Genomic DNA, 19011 nt, shown 5'->3' with positions numbered 1-19011 from the left:
GCATACTTCCAATGTAGAAGTATGTTCTACGACCATCTGCCTCGCTATTGCAAACAAAAGTTCTTCATAATCCCTCCCTTTACATTTTTCCATCAAGTGCAATTCCTACATCGCTAGTCTGATACACCAGCAGAATTCCTTTATCAAAACCGATAAAAACTTTACTTTCCACAATCTCATTACTTATTCCAAGACTGCTGCCTGCTTTTAAAACATAGCCATCAAGTTCATACTTAGCTCCCTTTATTTTAAGTCCAGTTACATCTTCCGTAAAAGGCAACAAAGAAAAATACTCTCCAAAAGCCTCATCTTTTTTGAGTACAATATCTTTATCATGAAGACTTATCACATTATGCTTATCCATAATCCTTGCCTTTATTCCACTTTGCATAATCTTGTATAAAAGACCTATATTCGCCATAGTATGGTCAAGCCTTGTACCTGTCGCTCCTAATATCACTATTTCGGTAGGATTAAGTGAAAGTGAAAGTGATATAGCAATTTCTGTATCCGTTTCATCCTTTTCAGGATTAAATTTCCTTATTATCGGTTTACCATAGATTTCAAACTTAGATTTAAGATTTTCTACGGCAGCTGTATCACTACTGTCAAAATCTCCAACTGCATAGTCAGGAATTATACCAAGTTTATTCGCCGTCAAAAGCCCACTATCTGCTGTAATCACTAAGTTTGGTCTATATTCTTTGTAAACTTCTTCTGCAAAATCTATATCAGTCTGTCCGCCTGTTATAATCAGTACCTTCTTCATACATTTTCTCCAACAGCTGTCTTGTATTTTCTGCTATATTTCCACCAAATACTGCAGTACCTGCAACTAAAATATTAGCACCTGCTCTTATCAGTTCACCAATATTCTCTTTATTTACTCCTCCATCCACTTCTATATCAAGATCAGGAGCAAGCTCTCGTAATTTTTTAATTTTTTCCAAAGAAAACGGTATGAACTTCTGTCCTCCAAATCCGGGATTCACACTCATTATAAGCACCATATCAAGCTCCGGCAGTATCCATTCAAGAGATGAAAGCGGTGTGGCAGGATTAAGTGATACTCCTGCCTTAAGTCCCAATTCTTTAATCTTAGTAACAGTTCTATGTAAATGCTTAGTTGATTCTACATGGACTGTAATTATATCCGCCCCTGCCTCTTTGAAATCTTCCAAGTATCTCTCAGGAGCATCTATCATAAGATGTACATCAAAAACCTGCTTGCTATATTTCCTTAAACTCTTAATAACCGGCATTCCAAAAGAAATACTTGGTACAAAACTCCCATCCATCACATCCAAGTGAAGATATTTTGCACCGCTTTCTTCTGTAATCTTTATTTGATTAGCTAATATTCCAAAGTCTGCCGCCAGTATTGACGGCGAAAGTATATATTCCATTTAGTATTCCCTCTTACTTGCTAATTCCTCATAAATTAACTGATAATTTCTATATCTGCTTTCAGAAATTTCACCATTTTCTAAAGCCTTCTTCACACCACACTCTCTTTCACCCAAGTGGATACAACCATTGAATTTACAATTTTTAGTATATTCTATAAATTCCGGAAAATAATCCTTAAGCTCTCTTTTATCTACATCAAACAGCTCAAGGCTTCCAAAACCGGGAGTATCACAGATATATCCACCCTCTCCTATATAAAAAAGTTCTGTATGCCTTGTGGTCTGCTTACCTCTCTCAATCTTTCGGCTTATTTCACCTGTTTCCATATTGGCATCGGGAGCAAGGTAATTGGTAAGGGTTGACTTACCAACTCCTGAAGGTCCTGCAAGTACAGTAAACTTACCTTCTAAATATTTTTTAAGTTCATTCAACCCTTTTTCTTCTTTAGTACTTATTTCAATGAGCTTATAATGCTTTGAATATATCCTTTTTAACTCTTCTAATTTCTCTTCAGCTGTAATATCACTTTTACTTATGGCAATGGCAACCGGTACTCCCTTAATTTCCATCATTGCTAAAAATTTATCAAGTAAATTAAGGTTCGGCTCCGGCTTTGCTCCCGCAAATACTATGAGTACCTGATCAGGATTGGCAACAGCAGGACGGATGAGAAAAGACTTTCTATCTACTATACCTACAAGATTTCCTTTCTTATTCTCATCGTCCAAAACTTCAATTTCAACAATATCACCTACCAGGGGCTTTATTCCTTTATTACGAAATATTCCCCTGGCTCTACATTCATAGATGCCGGCTTCATTATGTACATAATAGAAACCTGCAATTGCCTTTATTATTCTGCCTCTCATCAATTTTCAGCCTTATTCCAATTGGTTATACGCCATACTTTTCCATCATAAACCTGACCATCCACTACCATGTAGCATACAGCCTCACTATCACTTGTCCCTGTTATGTCGTCAATATGAAGTGGAAAATCATCATAAGTTAAATTATCTGAGTAAATCGTCTTTGTTTTGCCATCCTGATCCATTTTCACTTCTATATCTCCACTCTCATCACTGTCTGCAAATGGATTCTCATCTATGGTGAGCGATGTAGAGTATGTGTAAGTTACAGGCTTAGGCCCTTTACTTATACTTAAAACTATCGTTTTTCCTGTTTCAGCCTCATTACCACCTGCTATACTTTGGCTTATAACCTTTCCCTTTTCTATCCTATCGTCTTCTTTATAAGCAATAGATACCTTAAATCCGGCTTCATTAAGAGCTTTTGTTGCTTCCTCTTCAGTTTTCTCAATCACATTTGGAACCAACTTATTCTTGTTCTCCGGACCTGTACTTACTACCACTGTTATGGTATCTCCTTCCTTAACCTCAGTTCCGATAGCAGGAATAGTTTCAATAACCTTGCCTTCTTCCACCGTATCACTTGGCTTTTCCTGCGTCTTTACTACAAACTTCATTCCTTCAAGAGTTGCAACAGCAGTTTCCTTAGAAGTATTTCTTATTTCAGGAACAACTTGACTATCATCGCCCTTACTTACAGATACTACAACCTCATCATCTCTACTGATTTCAGAACCTTCTGCCGGAATTACATCCATTACATCTTCTTTCTTAAATTCTCTTGAATTCTTATATTCAAATCTATAATTAGTAATGCCTGCCTCAGAAAGCATTGTAATTGCCTCAGCAAGAGTATGACCCTTAACTGCAGGCACAACTATCACAGAGGACTTAGATGGAACTTCAGACACCACTGATGAACCTGATATAATTTTGCTTGACACCACTGAACTAGATGGAAGTTTTGAACTGTCATCACTCTTACCAAACAAGTTAAATCCTTTTACTAAAAGTGCTATAACCACAGCGGCAAGTATTACTATAGCAGCTATTCCTCCAAAAAGAATCAGCTTTTCAATTTTAGGATCCATTGCCTCTTCTTCATCCTCTGGAAGTTCTCTAATTTCACGAGGCTCATGTTTTTTTACATTTTCTTTCATCTTATTATTTTCACTATTAAATCTTCCTTTTCTAATAGCCTCCAACTCCTCTCCAGAAATATTAATCGTAGGTGAATCAGTAACAACTGCTTGATTAAAGCTTACATAATCTCCTTCCGGCTCAGCCACTGCCTTTCGTAAATCTGATATTAGTTCTGTAGCAGTCATATATCTTCGCTCAGGTTTTTTCTGCATACACTTCTGAACTATTTTCTCGATGCTTACAGGAATATCAGCATCTATCTCCCTCAAAGGGACAGCTTCTTCGTTTATATGTAAAAGTGCAACCGAAACCATATTATCAGCTGCAAATGGCATCTTACCGGATATCATCTCATAAAGAGTAACTCCAAGCGAATATATATCACTCTTTTCATCTGAATAGCCCCCCCTTGCCTGCTCCGGAGAAATATAATGAACTGAGCCTACTGCCTGTCCGGCCGCTATGGTATTTGAAGTAGCCGCTTTAGCTATTCCAAAATCAGTAACCTTTACCTTACCTTCTTTTGAAATAATAATGTTCTGTGGTTTTATATCCCTATGAATAATATGGTTTGCATGAGCAGCTTCCATTCCCTGTGCTATTTGAATGGCTATTCCTACCGCTTCTTTAAGCTCCAGCTTACCCTTTCTCTCTATGAATTTCTTAAGAGTTATACCCTCAACCAATTCCATTACAATATAATGAAGTCCTTCATCTTCTCCTACATCATACACATTTACAATGTTAGGATGGGAAAGTCCTGCTGCCGACTGTGCTTCAGCCATAAACTTTAGCACGAAATTCTTATCTGAGCCATACTCCTCTTTAAGAACTTTTATTGCTACCTGCCTGTTCAACCTGTTGTCTGTAGCATTATAAACATCAGCCATACCACCTGAACCAACTATGCTGATTATCTCATATCTTTCACCTATCAGTCTGCCTTTATTTAACATATCACACCTCTATCATCACTACTGTTGCATCATCTTTGCCACCATTATTCACAGCAGTTTCTATTAGTATCCTACAAATTTCTGACAATTCCTTGTCATCACCTATTATCTCTTCCAGAGTCCTTTCATCCATCATATTAGAAACTCCATCAGAACACAGCATTACTCTGTCTCCTTTTTCAAGCTTAACCTCAAAAAAGTCTATTTCAATTTCAGGTTCTGCACCAAGCGCCCTTGTCACCTTATTCTTATTAGAATTAAATCTTGCCTCTTCTCTTCTTAATATCCCTCTCTTAATCATCTCCTCAACTACAGAATGATCTTCCGTAATCTGAGATAATCTGCCCTTTTGAAGTACATACAGTCTTGAATCTCCTACATTTGCAATATATAAAATATCATCTTTAATGGTAGCCAGTACAGCTGTAGTACCACATCCTCTAAGCCCTTCATCCATCCTACTTTTTTCTCTAATTCCTTCATTTGCAGCCTTTATAGCTGACCTAATAGAAGAAATTATAGAATTTCCCTTACCATTAACAATATGATTTTTTACATTTTCTATGCAAAATTTTGAGGCAAAGTCTCCCCCATTGTAGCCCCCCATTCCATCTGCCACTATGAACAGATTTGGCAAGTCACCTACTGCCTCTTCTTCACATAAAAAACAATCCTGATTCACTTTTCTGTTTATTCCAGCCCTAGTTTCAGAAAATGTTTTCATCTATGTGCTCTCCCTTCTATACATTTATTACTGCCTATCCATATATTCCTTGCGTAGCTGCCCACATGCAGCATCTATATCACGTCCCATCTCTTCCCTAATAGTAACATTTATCCCCTTATTTTCAAGTACTTTTTTAAATCTTATTACTCCTTTAGGAGTTGAACTTTTATAAGTTCTCTCTTTTATAGGGTTGATTGGAATTAAATTCACATGGCAGTTTTTTCCCTTTAATAAAGCTGACAGCTTTTCTGCATTAATTGTACTGTCATTTTCTCCATCAATCAAGCCATATTCATAAGAAATTCTTCTTCCTGTCTTTTCAAAATAATAATCTGTCGCCTCCAAAATTTCAGATATAGTATATTTGTTAGCTATCGGCATTATTCTCTTTCTTTCATCATCCGTAGGTGCGTGTAAAGAAATTGCCAATGTAATTCCCAATTTTTTATCAGCCAATTTTTTTATATTTTCTGTAAGCCCACAGGTAGAAACCGTAATGTTCCTCTGACTTATATTTAACCCATTTTCATCTGTCAAAAGTTCTATAAATTTTATAAGATTATCAAAATTATCAAGCGGTTCTCCTGTACCCATAACTACTACATTGCTTACCCGTTCACCTGTTTCCCTTTGTATAGTATATATCTGAGAAAGCATTTCGGAGGGTGCAAGCTGTCTTGAAAGTCCCATAAGGGTTGATGCACAAAATGTACATCCCATCCTACAACCCACCTGCGAGGAGATACAGACTGAATTACCATATCTGTATTTCATGAGTACACTTTCAATCACATAGCCATCATAAAGTTTGAATACAAACTTAGAGGTATCTCCTGAAGCTGAATCTCTTCTTGCCACTTCCTCAATTTCAGGAAAAGGCAATCTCTCCATAAGCATAGCCTTAAGTTTCTGTGGAACATTTGTCATCTCATCATAGTCTCTTACCAGCTTTTTATGTATCCACTCATAAATTTGCTTTGCCCTAAATGCAGGCTCTCCAAGTTCCTTTATCAAGTCTTTAACTTCTTGAAAATTCAGGCTTACAATATCATCTCTTGCATTAGTCAACTTATTCTTCCCTCATAAATTCTGAAATAAAAAAACCATCTGTTCCCAGTTCACCTGGAATCAACCTTATATAACCTCTCTTAGCCTCTTCCAAAAGCCTGTCACAAACTTTGTATCTTGCTATATACTCTCTTATTTTATCTGAAAAATCCATCGGTGAAAAGCCATCAAATTCTGAAATAAATTTAAAATTTTCCTCATTTTCTATCTTACTCATAGTACAGGTAGAAAATATCAGATAGCCACCCTTTTTCACATACTGCCTTGCATTTTCTAAAATACTTCTCTGTAATTTTGCAAGCGCTATCATCTTCTCTCTTGTAATATTGTATTTTATATCCCTCTTTCTGCCAATAACTCCCAGTCCTGAACAAGGCAGGTCACAGATAACCAAATCAAACCCCTCCTTAAAATCAGGATTAAATACTGTTGCATCATTTATTACAGTCTTAATCTTACCTGCTTTTGTACGATTTATATTATCTTCTATTAGAGCTATTTTTTCCTCTGACAAATCACAAGATATAACTTCTTTTGATTCAGATTGTTCAGCAATTAAAAGGCTTTTTCCTCCCGGAGCTGCACAAAGGTCAAGTACTGAGGCATTATCAGAAAGTTCACCTATCTTACCTATAAACTGCGAACTTTCATCCTGAATAACAAAGTCCCCATCTTCAAAGCTTTCCAAAAAACTCAAGCTGTCAAGTTCAAGTATCTTAATGCTTTCCGGAAAAACTGTATCTGTGCTTACCTTAACTTCTTCTTTTGTTAGTTTTTTAACAATCTCTTCTCTTGAATTTTTATAAATATTCACCCTTGCTGTTATAGGCTGCTTTTTCTCGAATGTTTCAAATATTTCTACCGCCTTAACCTCACCATATTCCCCTATGAAATGTTTAACAAGTTCAGTCGGCATAGAATATTTTATCTCAAAATATTTAACTAAATCCTCATCTTTATTCGGTAAGCTTATGCTGTCTTTATTTCTGGCTATATTTCTAAGCACTCCATTTACAAAACCCGAAAGCCCTGAAAGCCCTCTTTTCTTAGCCAACTTCACTGCCTCATTTATAGCTGCACTGTCCGGAACTCTATCCATAAAAAACAGCTGATACACTGCGTTCTCAATCAATATCTTAATAATGGGTTTCATCTTCGTAACCGGAGTTTTAGAAAAACTGTCAATAATATAATCAAGGTATATCCTTTTTTCTATTGTCCCTTCATACAGCCTCGTAATAAAGCCTCTTGAAGACTTTTCCAGATACAAATATCCATCCAGTACATCCTTAAGTACAAGATGTCCCGGCTTGCCCTCTGCTAACATGAGAAACATATCAAGCACAATTTCTCTTTCATTTACCGCCAAATTCGCCTCCAAATTCCTGCCCTACTTCAAGATGTGTTCCTTTAAGGAAGTCACCGGCAGACATTCTCTTCTTACCTTCAAGCTGTACTTCAAAAACTTCAAGGGCATCTCTGCCACAATATACCATAAAGCTGTCCTTATTAACTCTCGCTATACTTCCTGCCTTTCCTTTTTCCTCTACAACTTTTGCTTTCCAAATTTTTAGTGTTTTCCCCTCAAATATAGTGTATGCACTTGGCCAAGGATTCATTCCCCTTACAAAGCAGTCAAGTTCAAAAGCCGACTTTGTAAAATCTATAAGTCCCATGCTCTTAGTAAGCATTTTCGCATATTCAGTAGGACTCTCTCCCTGTTTTTCAGGCTTTATCTCACCTTTTTCAATACCGTTAAGGGTTTCTAAAAGAGTATCTGCTCCCAAACACATCATCTTTTCAAAAAGGCTACCTGAAGTTTCATCTTCTGCAATAGGAATGACCTTTTTAAGAAGTATATCTCCTGTATCAAGCCCTTTATCCATCAGCATAGATGTAATGCCTGTTTCTTTTTCACCATCAAGCACCGCCCACTGAATAGGAGCTGCCCCTCTATACTTAGGAAGTAAAGAGCCATGTATGTTCACACAACCATATTTAGGTATCTTAAGTATACTTTCAGGTATAATCTGTCCAAATGCAACTACTACTATTACATCTGGATTATATTCCTTAAGCATTTCTACAAACTCAGGTTCTCTAACCTTTACAGGCTGATGAACCGTTAAGTTATGTTTCATTGCCAAAACCTTAACCGGAGAGGGTGTAAGCTCACCCTTCCTTCCCTTTGGCTTATCAGGCTGAGTTACAACAGCAAGTACTTCATGTTCTGAGCTAATAAGTGCTGCAAGAGAAGTCTCTGCAAAATCGGGCGTACCCATAAAAATTATTTTCATTATTTCTCCTCTTCTACTGCAAGCCCTGCTGCTATCTCCGCAGCTCTTTCCGCCTCATCATCTCCTACATTGTATGTGTTTCCTATGACTTTTTCTGTATATATATGTCCATCCAAATGCTCATTCTCATGTATCATAGCTCTTGCAAAAAGTCCCTCGCCCTCAACTATAAACTCTTCAAAGTTTCTGTTTAACGCCTTCATTTTAACATAATCAGGCCTTGTAACTATCCCTGCTTTTCCAGGAACGCTCAAACAGCCTTCACTTCCCGTCTGCTCTCCCTTTGTTTCAAGAATTTCAGGATTAATAAAAACAAAAGGCTCGTTTCTCTCTTCTGAGCAGTCAATTACAAAAATCCTTTTAAGCACTCCTACCTGAGGTGCTGCAAGCCCTACTCCATCAGCATCGTACATAGTTTCAAGCATATCATCTATTAATGTCTGTATTTTATCTGAATTTTCCTTTATCTCTCTAGCTCTTTTATTAAGTATATCATCCCCAACAGTTCTAATATTTCTAAGTGCCATCATTCCTCCATTATATCTTAAATTTATTATTTTACTTTCAACTAAACTTAAAAAATTTATTAAAATTCTTTTAAAATATCAAAATCAGCCTATACATACTGTACATACTCTATTTTTCATATACTTAATATTATACCATCAAGCATAGCCTCTGTAAAGTTTATGGATTACCATGTGGCTCAAAATCAAATTGTAAACCTACTTTACTAAATTCCGTACTCTCCTTTATATATTTTTCTACCAAATCTTTTGCCCTCACAAGCGCTTCCCTATCTTCTGACTTTAAGTATATAATCTTCCTATATGTATCTTTTATCTTTGGAATAACTGCCCAAATCGGGCGACTTAGATAAAAGTTATTTTCGTTGTTTTCAGCAAGAAAATTATATACCAGTTCACTTCCCTTATTTACTTCCGACTCCTTTAATGACAGCAAAATTATTCCAAGCAGATGTTTATACGGAGGGTATTGTGCCAACTTCCTATACCGTATTTCTTTAGTGTAAAAGTCCTTATAATTACCTGTTTCTACTGCCTTTATCACATAATGCTCAGGCTTATAGGTTTGAATAATTACATCACCTCTATACCGTCCTCGTCCTGCCCTCCCTGCTGCCTGTACCAAAAGTTCGTATGTGGTTTCTGTCGCCCTAAAGTCTCCCATAAAAAGTGACAAATCAGCTGCCAAAATTCCGACTAAAGTTACTTTTTCAAAGTCATGTCCCTTAACTATCATCTGGGTACCTATAAGTATATCTGCTTCTTCCCTCTTAAATTGCTCAAGAATCTCCTCATGACTATGTTTCTTCGCAGTCGTGTCCCCATCCATCCTAAGCACCCTTGCAGTCGGAAAGGATGTCTTTACTACTTCCTCTACCTTTTCAGTTCCAAGTCCAAACTTACCTATGTAGGGTGAACTACACTTAGGGCAGTTCTCCATCATTGTTTTTTCATAACCACAATAATGACAAATAAGCCTGTCCGGTTTGTGAAAAGTTAATGTAACATCACAGTGTGGACATTTCACAACCTCCCCACAGCTCCTGCAAGAAATAAAACCTGCATACCCTCTTCTATTAATAAAAAGGATAATCTGCTCCTTTTTATTAAGCCTGTCCTTTATAAGTTCAGCCAGCCTGATACTTATGATAGATTTATTTCCATTTTTAAGCTCTTTCCTAAGATCTACCACCTCTATATTCGGCGGCATAGCTCCAGCAGGTCTTGCAGTCAGCATAAGCACCTCAAGTTTCTTATCTGCTGCCATTTTTACGGCTTCAAGGCTCGGTGTCGCAGAACCCAGTATTAAAGAGGCATTTTCCTTCTCTGCTCTGTACATCGCCACTTCCCTGGCATGATACCTCGGTGTTTTAGAACTTTTATAACTTCCCTCATGCTCCTCATCTACTATTATAAGCCCTAAATTGCTAAATGGAGTGAAAAGTGCAGATCTTGGCCCTACAATTATATCAATATCACCATTTTTCGCCCTAAGATACTGATCATACCTTTCTCCTTGTGACATCCTTGAATTCATAATTGATATTCTTTCACCAAATCTCGCAGACAGCCTCTCCACCATTTGAAAACTAAGCGCAATCTCAGGAATAAGGAAGATTACCTGCCTACCTGATCTAATAATCTCTTCCATTATTTCCATATACACTTCTGTCTTGCCACTACCAGTTACTCCAAACAATAGGTATCTTCCTAAAATTCCAGAATTATAATCATTTATAATTTTACTTGCTGCATTTTTCTGCTCATCATTAAGCTCTACCTTTTCTATGTTTTTTTCACTTGTTTTGATAGGTTTTCGATATAATAATTCCTCTTTTATTGTAATAATTCCGTCTTTTACCAGCGAATTAAAGGTAACATATGATGCCGTTTTATCCCTTATTAATGCTTCATAATTAAATTCCCCTTCTATCGCCTTTTCAAGAATTCTCGCCTTTGCCACATATTTCTTTCTCTTAAACTCTTCTAATTTTATTGATGCCAATTCTCTATCAATTATGAGAGATACCGTTCTTTCCTTAATCCTTTCTATTTTCTTTGGTACTTGCAACACAGAGCGTAGAGCCTCATTCACAGTTCCTCCATAATTACTTTTTAGCCAATAAGCAAGTTCAATAAGGCCTGTTTCCATCTTAATGCCATCTTCAGATTTTCTCAAAATATCTTTTATAAGACTTTCATCTACACCGACTTCCTCTTTTAAATCCACTATAAAGGCTTTGGTTTCTCGATTCCCTCTTCCAAAAGGCACTATTACTTCAGTTCCTATAAGACTCTCAAACTCTTCTAAACTTTCTGGTACCCTATAGCTAAAAGTCCTATCTAATTTGTCTACTGAAATTCCAATTATGACATCTGCAAACACTATAGGCTCCTTCCTAACTCCATATAAAGGTAAAGGGCAGTCGCATTTGGATAATCCTTTTCTGCAACAGCCCTTAATTGTATGCAATTATTTTGCATTAAATCTTATTTTTCTGCTTCTGCCTCTTCTCCACCAACAATCTTTACTCTTGCACGATGAAGTTCTTCAACAGCTATCGAAAGCGGTTTGCTCTTCTCATCGGCAGCCACATACGGCTCCGAACCTGATATAATCTGTCTTGCCCTTCTTGCCGTAGCAAGCACTATAGAATAACGGCTATTAACTAATTTGTTTTCGCCCTCTTCCACATCTTTATTGGCAACTTTCATAAGGTCTGAATAAGATGGATGTAACATCATAATTATTATTCTTCCTTTCTATAAATAAAATAGATTCTCTTACAAGCAAGCTTGCATCGAATTTTTATACTTTTAACACTTGTATCATAAAATTACTCATTAAAACTATTTTTTAAATCCTCTTTCAAAACATTCAAGAAATCCACTGTTCTTTCTCTCTTGTGAGAAGACGATTGAATAATGCAGTGAATATCATTTATAGCATCATTCAAATCATCATTTACTACTATATATTCATAGTTATTAATATACTCCGTCTCTTCTGCTGCCCTTTTAAGTCTCTTAGCTATTACTCCTATTTCTTCAGTACCCCTTCCTATAAGCCTATTTTTAAGCTCCTTTGCAGTAGGAGGAACAACAAAGATAAGCACTGCTTCAGGGTATTGTTCTTTCACTTTCAATGCTCCCTGAGGCTCTATTTCAAGTATTACATCCTGCCCTTTTGCAAGTCTTTCTTCCACATATGATTTAGGAGTACCATAAAAATTACTTACATATTCAGCCCACTCTATAAAACCGTTACTCTCTATTATACTATGAAACTCATCCCTTGTCAAAAAGAAATATTCTCTTCCATGTACTTCTCCCTCTCTCGGAGACCTCGAAGTAGCAGAAATAGATAAAGCATATCCCTGTTCTGCTACCAGTTTTTTTACAATAGTTCCCTTACCTACCCCTGAAAAACCCGATATTACTGTAAGCACTCCTAATCTCTTCATACCTTAATTTCCTTATTTTGTAAAATAATATATATTCGTAAATATTTATTTTACACCTCTTCCTTTGTCCAGTCAAGTGCAGATTTTACAGCCCTCTTCCAGCCCATAATTTTTTTCTTTCTCTCCTCCTCTTCCATATCAGGCTCAAAGAGCCTACCCAACTGCCAGTTCTTTTTTATCTCTTCTTTATCTTTATAGTACCCTGTTGCAAGTCCTGCAAGATAAGCCACTCCCAAAGCTGTAGTTTCTATACATTTTGGACGTCTTACATTGGTATTCATTATGTCTGCCTGAAACTGCATAAGAAAATTATTGGCTGCCGCTCCACCATCCACTTTCAGCTCCTTTATCTCAACACCTGCATCTAGTTCCATCGCCCTAAATACATCTGATGACTGATATGCTACTGATTCAAGAGTTGCCCTTATTATATGCTCCTTCTGAGTTCCTCTTGTAATTCCAAAAATGGAGCCTCGTACATGCTGATTCCAATAAGGCGCACCAAGCCCTGTAAATGCAGGGACAACATATACTCCTCCTGCATCTTCTACCGCTGTTGCATATTTTTCAGATTGTTCAGAAGACCTTATTATTCTAAGTCCGTCTCTAAGCCACTGAATAGATGCTCCAGCCACAAAGACACTGCCTTCAAGTGCATACTCTACCTCATCACTTACGCTTGCCGCAATAGTAGTAAGCAAACCTGATGTAGAACTTATAGCCTCCATTCCAGTATTCATCAAGATAAAACTTCCTGTTCCAAAGGTATTTTTAACATCACCCTTATCAAAACAGCATTGTCCAAAAAGCGCAGCCTGCTGATCTCCTGCCGCACCTGCTATAGGTATACTTCCGCCAAAAAGAACCGGATTAGTCTTTCCATATATATAAGAACTAGGTTTCACTGTCGGTAACATATTTTCCGGAATATTAAATATTTCAAGTATCTTCTTATCCCATTCCAATTTATGTATATTAAAAAGCATAGTTCTTGATGCGTTACTATAATCTGTTATATGTACTTCCCTTCCGGTTAAATTCCATATAAGCCAAGTATCTATTGTTCCAAAAAGCAGCCTTCCTTCCTCGGCTTTTTTCCTAGCTCCTTCTACATTCTCAAGTATCCAAGCTATCTTACTTGCCGAAAAATATGCATCCGGCACCAAGCCTGTGTTTTCTCTAATATAAGCACCATACCCTTCTTCTACTAGCTTATCTATCATAGGCGCTGTACGCCTGCACTGCCATACTATTGCATTGTATACAGGCTCACCTGTATATTTATCCCAAACTACAGTTGTCTCCCTTTGATTAGTTATTCCTATTGCCTCTATATCCTCACTAACTGCCCCAATATTAGCCATCGCCTCTATCGCAGTAGCAAATTGTGAAGACCATATCTCTCTTGGATTATGCTCTACAAAACCAGGCTCAGGGTAAATCTGTGTAAACTCCTTTTGTGCCATGGAAATTATATTGCCACTCTTATCAAACAATATACTCCTTGAACTGGTAGTTCCCTGGTCAAGTGCCATTAAGTATTTCCCCATAATACCTCCTTAGTTTAACTGCCATCTCACCTTGCTTCCGTTCTCATCTTTAGTTACAATAAGTTGTTCATCTATTTCCTGCTTTAACTCATTCACATGTGAAATAATTCCTATCAGTTTTGACCCATTTGCCATAGTTTTTAATATTCTTATTGCCTTATTTCTGGAATTATCATCAAGCGTGCCAAAACCTTCGTCTACAAACATCATTTCAAGATTTATAGCACCACTTTTTTCCTGAATTTGATCCGCCATACCAAGTGCCAATGATAAGGCTGCCATAAACGATTCTCCACCTGAAAGTGTACCTACATCCCTGCTTTTTCCCGTAATATGAGAATACACCATAAGTGATAATCCTCTATTTTTACCTTCACTTGCCTTATCAAGCTCATAAGTCCTTAACTCAAACTGGCCTGCAGACATATCATTAAACCTCTTATTAGCTGAAACAAGTATTTTCTCTAGATACTGCCTCTGTACAAAGGTTTCAATATCCATTCTTAAACCGGTAGTAGTACCGGACATCTTTTTGGCAAGTCCGGTAATGAGTGCATATTCTTTTGCTTTTTCTTCTCTGCCTGCCAGCTCTATCTTTAAGTTTTTTAATACATCTTCATCTATGCTATAAACAGTTTTTAATTTTTCTAATTCCAAATTCAGACTTGAATATAATTCTTCAAACTTTCTTACCTCTTCCTGTAATAAGGATATATCAGGTTTCTGTCTTTCTCTAGTAACTTCTTTTAATCTATCCACAATTTTTTCTTCTGTATTTTTATCAGATATATACTTATTAATTATACTCTGTTTTTCATCTTTTTCAAACTTTTTATATGATTGTACCAGTTTTTTCCAATTTTCTTCATAAAAGCTATCTTCTGATAATGCAGTCATATATTCATTTTTCTTATTCTCTTCTTCAGCTCTTAGTAAAGGTATGTCTACTTCTAGCCTTGAAATCAAGGTCTCCGCCTGTTCTTTGATGCTTTTTGCCTCTCTGCAATTTTTAACAACCTCCTCATACCTCCCCTCTACTTCTATTTTCTTCTTTTTTTCATCTCTTATAGCATTATTTGCCTCTTCTTCTGTAAGATATTCAAGTCCATCTTCCAGTTCTTTTATTGCCGAGCTTATTCCTGAAAGTTCTCTATCTAATTTCAGTTCTTTTTCTTTAGCATCTTCAACTAACTTCCTTAATATAATCTCATTTTCTTCAGCAATAGAAAGTTTACTTTCTATCACCCTAACTTCTTTTATTTCTTTATTTATCTTATTTAATTCAATATTTTTTTCACTTAAAAACGACGTTATCTTCCCGGTAATACTTTCTAGATTTGCACTATCTTCAATTTCAAAAAAATTTTCTTTTATAACTTGGAGTAATTTACCCTTATTTTCTTCCAAATGCCTATCTCGTTCTGATAACATAGCCTTGTTTCTTTCAAGTTCATATAGTTTCTCATCAACACTCACTTTAAGCCTGTTAGATTTTTCTGCAAGTTCTTCTATTTCCTCTTCTGTCACTTCCTGCACACCATCTACAGCCATGCAGGGTGACGGATGAGATGTCGAGCCACATACAGGACAAGGCTTTCCTTCTTCTAAATTTTTTGCAAGAACACCGGCTCTCTGCTCATACAGAGTTTTTCTTTTATCAGCAACAAGTTTTTCTACGAAGTTAAACTTATCAAGATCATCCTTAAATGTTATAGTGAACTTCTTTAATTCTTCTTTTTCAGTAATTAGCTTTCTATCTGTCTGCATCAACAAAGTAAGCTCATTTTCTATATTATTAAGGTTCTGAACTTGATTTTTTACATCTATCTGTTTCTTCTCAAGAACCAACAGCCCCTTTACCGTCTCTCTCCATTCTTTTTCATCTGCCTCAAATTTTTCAAGTTCCCTTTTTGCATTATCAGTATCTCTTGCAACACTTACCCTAGCGTCTTCTTTGATAACCTGTTCTGATTTCTTTGCTTTTATTTTGGAAAAACTTTCTAATGCTTTAGCTACTTTTTCAGAAATCTTATTAAACTGCTCTGATTTTAACGAAAACTCTTCCCTTGTTTCACTCTCTTTTTTACTAAACTTTTCATAAGCTGAGGCATATTGTGGAATTTTAGTTTTAATTTCCTCTAACTCCTGCTCACTCTTTTTTAATCTTTCTCCTGCCTCACAAAAATTCTTATAAAGTGTTTCTAATTCATAAGCCAGCTCAATATCTTTAACTAATTTTGTCAAACTTTCTATTTCTTCTTTTTGCGACTCAAGATACCTTAACTTTTCCTCAGACTTTTCAAGTTCTACAAACGACTGTAAAAGGAGTTTTCCCTCAGCCAGCTCCCCTTTTTTCGTATCTCGTTTAACTAAAATTTCACTATTTTCTATCTCTTTTATCTTTATATTTTCTTTTAATTCTGTACAAAGGTTTTCCAAGGCAACTACCGTTTTTTCAATCTCTGTTATACCTGCCTCATTTTTTATCTCTGAAAAACCATAGTCTTTTTCTGTACCTTCTAACACTCTAATACTTCTGATATACTGTAAACATCTTAAACCAAAGTCTTTGAATTCAGCATTTTTTTGGCTACTTTTAATTTTTAATCCTTCTATAAGTTTCTGATATATCTCAGTACCAAATAACTTTCTAAAAATCTCCTGTTTATCATCTCCCTTAAGCACCTTCATAAACTCACCCTGAGCTATCATTGATACCTGCATAAACTGAGTTTTAGAAAGTTTAACTAATTCCTCTATTTTGGCATTAGTTTCCTTTATATTCTGAGACCATTCACTATTGTCCTCTAAAAAAAGAGAAACTTTTTCATTCTCTGACTTATATCCACTTCCTCTCTTAAGAGGCCTGATATGTCTAGGGACTCTGCGAACCCTGAATTCCTTTTCAATAGCTCCATCCATTTCTGTAAATGTAAGCTCTACGAAAGGTTCATCGCCATAGTCCGAAAACTGACTTTGAAGTTCCTGTCCGGACTTTTTATTACTTTCCGAACTAGCTTCACCATAAAGTGCAAATACAATGGCATCAAAAATTGTTGTTTTTCCTGCACCCGTATCCCCTGTAACCAAAAATAAATTCTGCTTAGGTTTTGTAAAATCAATTTCAGTTTTTTTACTATAAGAGCCAAACGCCTGCATAACCAGTTTTTTAGGCCTCATTTACCAACCTCTCTTTCAACTCATTTATAAAGCTAGCCAACAGCACCTCCTCTTCAGCACTTAACTCTTTTAAAAATAGTCTGCAATTTTCTATTTCACTCAATTCATCTGAACTTTCTGCCACTCTGTTAGCATCCCCTTTACTAAAATTCTCCCTACAAATCTCCAAGTAATTAGGAAACTTATCTCTAATCCTATCTGCAAGGTCGATATCTGACACATGCTCACCGACAACTATAATTTTCACATAATCTTTAGAACCCTCTTGCAAAACTTCTGTAATACTACCTTTTACAACCCTTATTTTCCTCAAAGATTTTAACGGAATAACCTCTGTATTTATCCTCCCCTTTTCAAACATTTCTACCATAACTATTCCCTTTTCCTGCCCTGCTTCGCTTACAGAACAGGCTAGAGGAGTACCTGAATATCTATGACATTCTCCCATTACCTTCCATGGTTTATGTATATGCCCAAGAGCAGAATAATCAAAGTATTCGAGTATATCTGCCCTTACCATATCTATATTTCCTATCGAGATAATTTCTGACTCCATCCTGTCCACTTCCTCAGGGTTCTTATTCACAGGAACATAATATTGATGGCTCACCAATACATTCCTGTCATTTTTATCTATATCTTCCCTCTCAATAAGTCTGTGCAAAGTCTCATCATAAGAAAGGCTGTTTTCATTCTCAGCAAGTCCTAATGTATTTCTTACATAAGATGGCTTAACAAAGGGTAAAAGATAAAAATTTATCTTTCCAAACTCATCATTAAATTCAATTTTTTCAATAAACTCATCAACCGTCCTTGGTGGTTGTCCTATTAGATATATGTTGTTTCTTGAAAGTAATTTTCTAAACTGGTTAATCCTTACCGCACTGTCATGATTACCACTAATAATCATAATATTCATCTTAGGTACAGCCTTTGACAATTTTAATATAAATTCATCAAAAATCTCTATTGCATCATTTGACGGCAATGATTTATCATAAATATCCCCTGCTATAACTAAGGCATCCGGTCTTTTTAATTCAGCCTCTCTTACTATTTCATTTAGTATGTATCGCTGATCTTCACTTAAATCTTTATTTTCAAGTTTTAAGCCGATATGCAAATCTGAAATATGAAAAAACTTCATGTAAACTCCTTTAACTTGTACAAACCCTTATTAGTAAGAATTAAATCTTAATACTATATTTTAACAAATCAACCTTATTGCCTATAACCTCAATCCCATCTTTCCTCAACCTCTTAGCCTGCTCTTCATTTCCTCCAAATGCGAAAGAACCCGAGCATTCTCCTTTTGAATTTACTACCCTAAAACATGGAATGTTCTCAGGATCCGGATTCTTATGGAGAGCATTTCCTACAGCTCTTGCCATCTTCCTATCTCCTGCCATTTCTGCAATCTGTGCATAAGTAGCAACCTTACCTTTAGGAATCTTCTTTACAGCTTCATATATCCGCTTAGTCGGTGAATCTGTAATTAAGTTATAACTCTCGGCTATCATAGTTTTTATATCTTTTTCAGGAATAGAGCCATCTAAAATAATTGTATTCCAATGCTCTTTATTCTGATGCCAGCCTGCTATAACCGACTTAAAGGCTTTTCGCCAAAAATCTCTCCACTCCGGAGAGACTTTTACATTGAGATTTATACAGCCCTCTCTTTCATATACCCAAAGAAAGGCTTTTTTACTGCCTTTTACTCTGATTAACTGCCAGTTTGTATCCTTAAAAGGCATATCCAGATATGCATCCTGAAATGCTAATCCATAATCAATAGCTTCTTCTCTAGTTATCACACACCC

16 protein-coding genes are annotated in these 19011 nt (G+C 36.2%); all 16 read right to left on the bottom strand.

The window, feature by feature from the left end:
• Positions 1 to 79: 79 nt before the first annotated feature.
• The 16 genes from ACTTG8_RS01750 to ACTTG8_RS01675 all read right to left on the bottom strand — a co-directional run bounded on the left by ACTTG8_RS01750 (position 80) and on the right by ACTTG8_RS01675 (position 19005).
• Positions 80 to 769, bottom strand: a complete 690-nt coding sequence (locus ACTTG8_RS01750) for a thiamine diphosphokinase (protein ID WP_442560401.1) — start codon at positions 767 to 769, stop codon at positions 80 to 82.
• Positions 732 to 1406, bottom strand: coding sequence for a ribulose-phosphate 3-epimerase (rpe, locus tag ACTTG8_RS01745; protein WP_442560400.1), 675 nt, complete (start codon positions 1404 to 1406; stop codon positions 732 to 734). Before rpe ends, ACTTG8_RS01750 begins: the two co-directional genes overlap by 38 nt.
• Positions 1407 to 2279, bottom strand: coding sequence for a ribosome small subunit-dependent GTPase A (rsgA, locus tag ACTTG8_RS01740; RefSeq protein WP_442560399.1), 873 nt, complete (start codon positions 2277 to 2279; stop codon positions 1407 to 1409).
• Positions 2279 to 4378: a Stk1 family PASTA domain-containing Ser/Thr kinase gene (gene pknB / locus ACTTG8_RS01735; protein ID WP_442560398.1), complete on the bottom strand. Its 2100-nt coding sequence runs from the start codon at positions 4376 to 4378 to the stop codon at positions 2279 to 2281. Before pknB ends, rsgA begins: the two co-directional genes overlap by 1 nt.
• A 1-nt stretch (position 4379) precedes the next feature.
• Complete coding sequence (locus ACTTG8_RS01730; protein ID WP_442560397.1) at positions 4380 to 5102, bottom strand: Stp1/IreP family PP2C-type Ser/Thr phosphatase; 723 nt, start codon at positions 5100 to 5102, stop codon at positions 4380 to 4382.
• Positions 5103 to 5129: 27 nt separating this feature from the next.
• On the bottom strand, positions 5130 to 6173 hold the full coding sequence (gene rlmN, locus ACTTG8_RS01725; protein WP_442560396.1) for a 23S rRNA (adenine(2503)-C(2))-methyltransferase RlmN: 1044 nt from the start codon (positions 6171 to 6173) through the stop codon (positions 5130 to 5132).
• Position 6174: 1 nt separating this feature from the next.
• Complete coding sequence (rsmB, locus tag ACTTG8_RS01720) at positions 6175 to 7542, bottom strand: 16S rRNA (cytosine(967)-C(5))-methyltransferase RsmB (protein WP_442560395.1); 1368 nt, start codon at positions 7540 to 7542, stop codon at positions 6175 to 6177.
• On the bottom strand, positions 7529 to 8470 hold the full coding sequence (gene fmt, locus ACTTG8_RS01715) for a methionyl-tRNA formyltransferase (RefSeq protein WP_442560394.1): 942 nt from the start codon (positions 8468 to 8470) through the stop codon (positions 7529 to 7531). Before fmt ends, rsmB begins: the two co-directional genes overlap by 14 nt.
• Positions 8470 to 8997 (bottom strand): peptide deformylase, encoded by a 528-nt coding sequence (def, locus tag ACTTG8_RS01710; RefSeq protein WP_442560434.1) that lies wholly within the window; start codon positions 8995 to 8997, stop codon positions 8470 to 8472. Before def ends, fmt begins: the two co-directional genes overlap by 1 nt.
• A gap of 160 nt (positions 8998 to 9157) precedes the next feature.
• Positions 9158 to 11383, bottom strand: coding sequence for a replication restart helicase PriA (gene priA / locus ACTTG8_RS01705; protein ID WP_442560393.1), 2226 nt, complete (start codon positions 11381 to 11383; stop codon positions 9158 to 9160).
• Positions 11384 to 11487: 104 nt separating this feature from the next.
• Positions 11488 to 11739 carry a DNA-directed RNA polymerase subunit omega gene (gene rpoZ / locus ACTTG8_RS01700; RefSeq protein ID WP_442553612.1) on the bottom strand — a complete coding sequence of 84 codons (252 nt, stop codon included), beginning with the start codon at positions 11737 to 11739 and terminating at the stop codon, positions 11488 to 11490.
• 95 nt (positions 11740 to 11834) lie between these two features.
• Complete coding sequence (gene gmk, locus ACTTG8_RS01695; RefSeq protein ID WP_442560392.1) at positions 11835 to 12461, bottom strand: guanylate kinase; 627 nt, start codon at positions 12459 to 12461, stop codon at positions 11835 to 11837.
• A 50-nt stretch (positions 12462 to 12511) separates the two neighbouring features.
• Entirely contained in the window at positions 12512 to 14011 is a 1500-nt protein-coding gene (gene glpK / locus ACTTG8_RS01690; protein WP_442560391.1) for a glycerol kinase GlpK, read from the bottom strand.
• Positions 14012 to 14020: 9 nt separating this feature from the next.
• Positions 14021 to 17191 (bottom strand): AAA family ATPase, encoded by a 3171-nt coding sequence (locus ACTTG8_RS01685; RefSeq protein WP_442560390.1) that lies wholly within the window; start codon positions 17189 to 17191, stop codon positions 14021 to 14023.
• Positions 17181 to 18338, bottom strand: coding sequence for an exonuclease SbcCD subunit D (locus tag ACTTG8_RS01680; protein WP_442560389.1), 1158 nt, complete (start codon positions 18336 to 18338; stop codon positions 17181 to 17183). The genes ACTTG8_RS01685 and ACTTG8_RS01680 overlap by 11 nt, the downstream gene beginning before the upstream one ends.
• A 40-nt stretch (positions 18339 to 18378) precedes the next feature.
• Positions 18379 to 19005 carry a methylated-DNA--[protein]-cysteine S-methyltransferase gene (locus tag ACTTG8_RS01675; RefSeq protein WP_442560388.1) on the bottom strand — a complete coding sequence of 209 codons (627 nt, stop codon included), beginning with the start codon at positions 19003 to 19005 and terminating at the stop codon, positions 18379 to 18381.
• Positions 19006 to 19011 lie beyond the last annotated feature (6 nt).

Source organism: Catonella sp., assembly GCF_052173895.1.
Taxonomy (GTDB): Bacteria; Bacillota; Clostridia; order Lachnospirales; family Lachnospiraceae; genus Catonella.
Note: the sequence above shows the minus strand (reverse complement) of the source record. Positions and strands in the feature narration are given on the sequence as shown.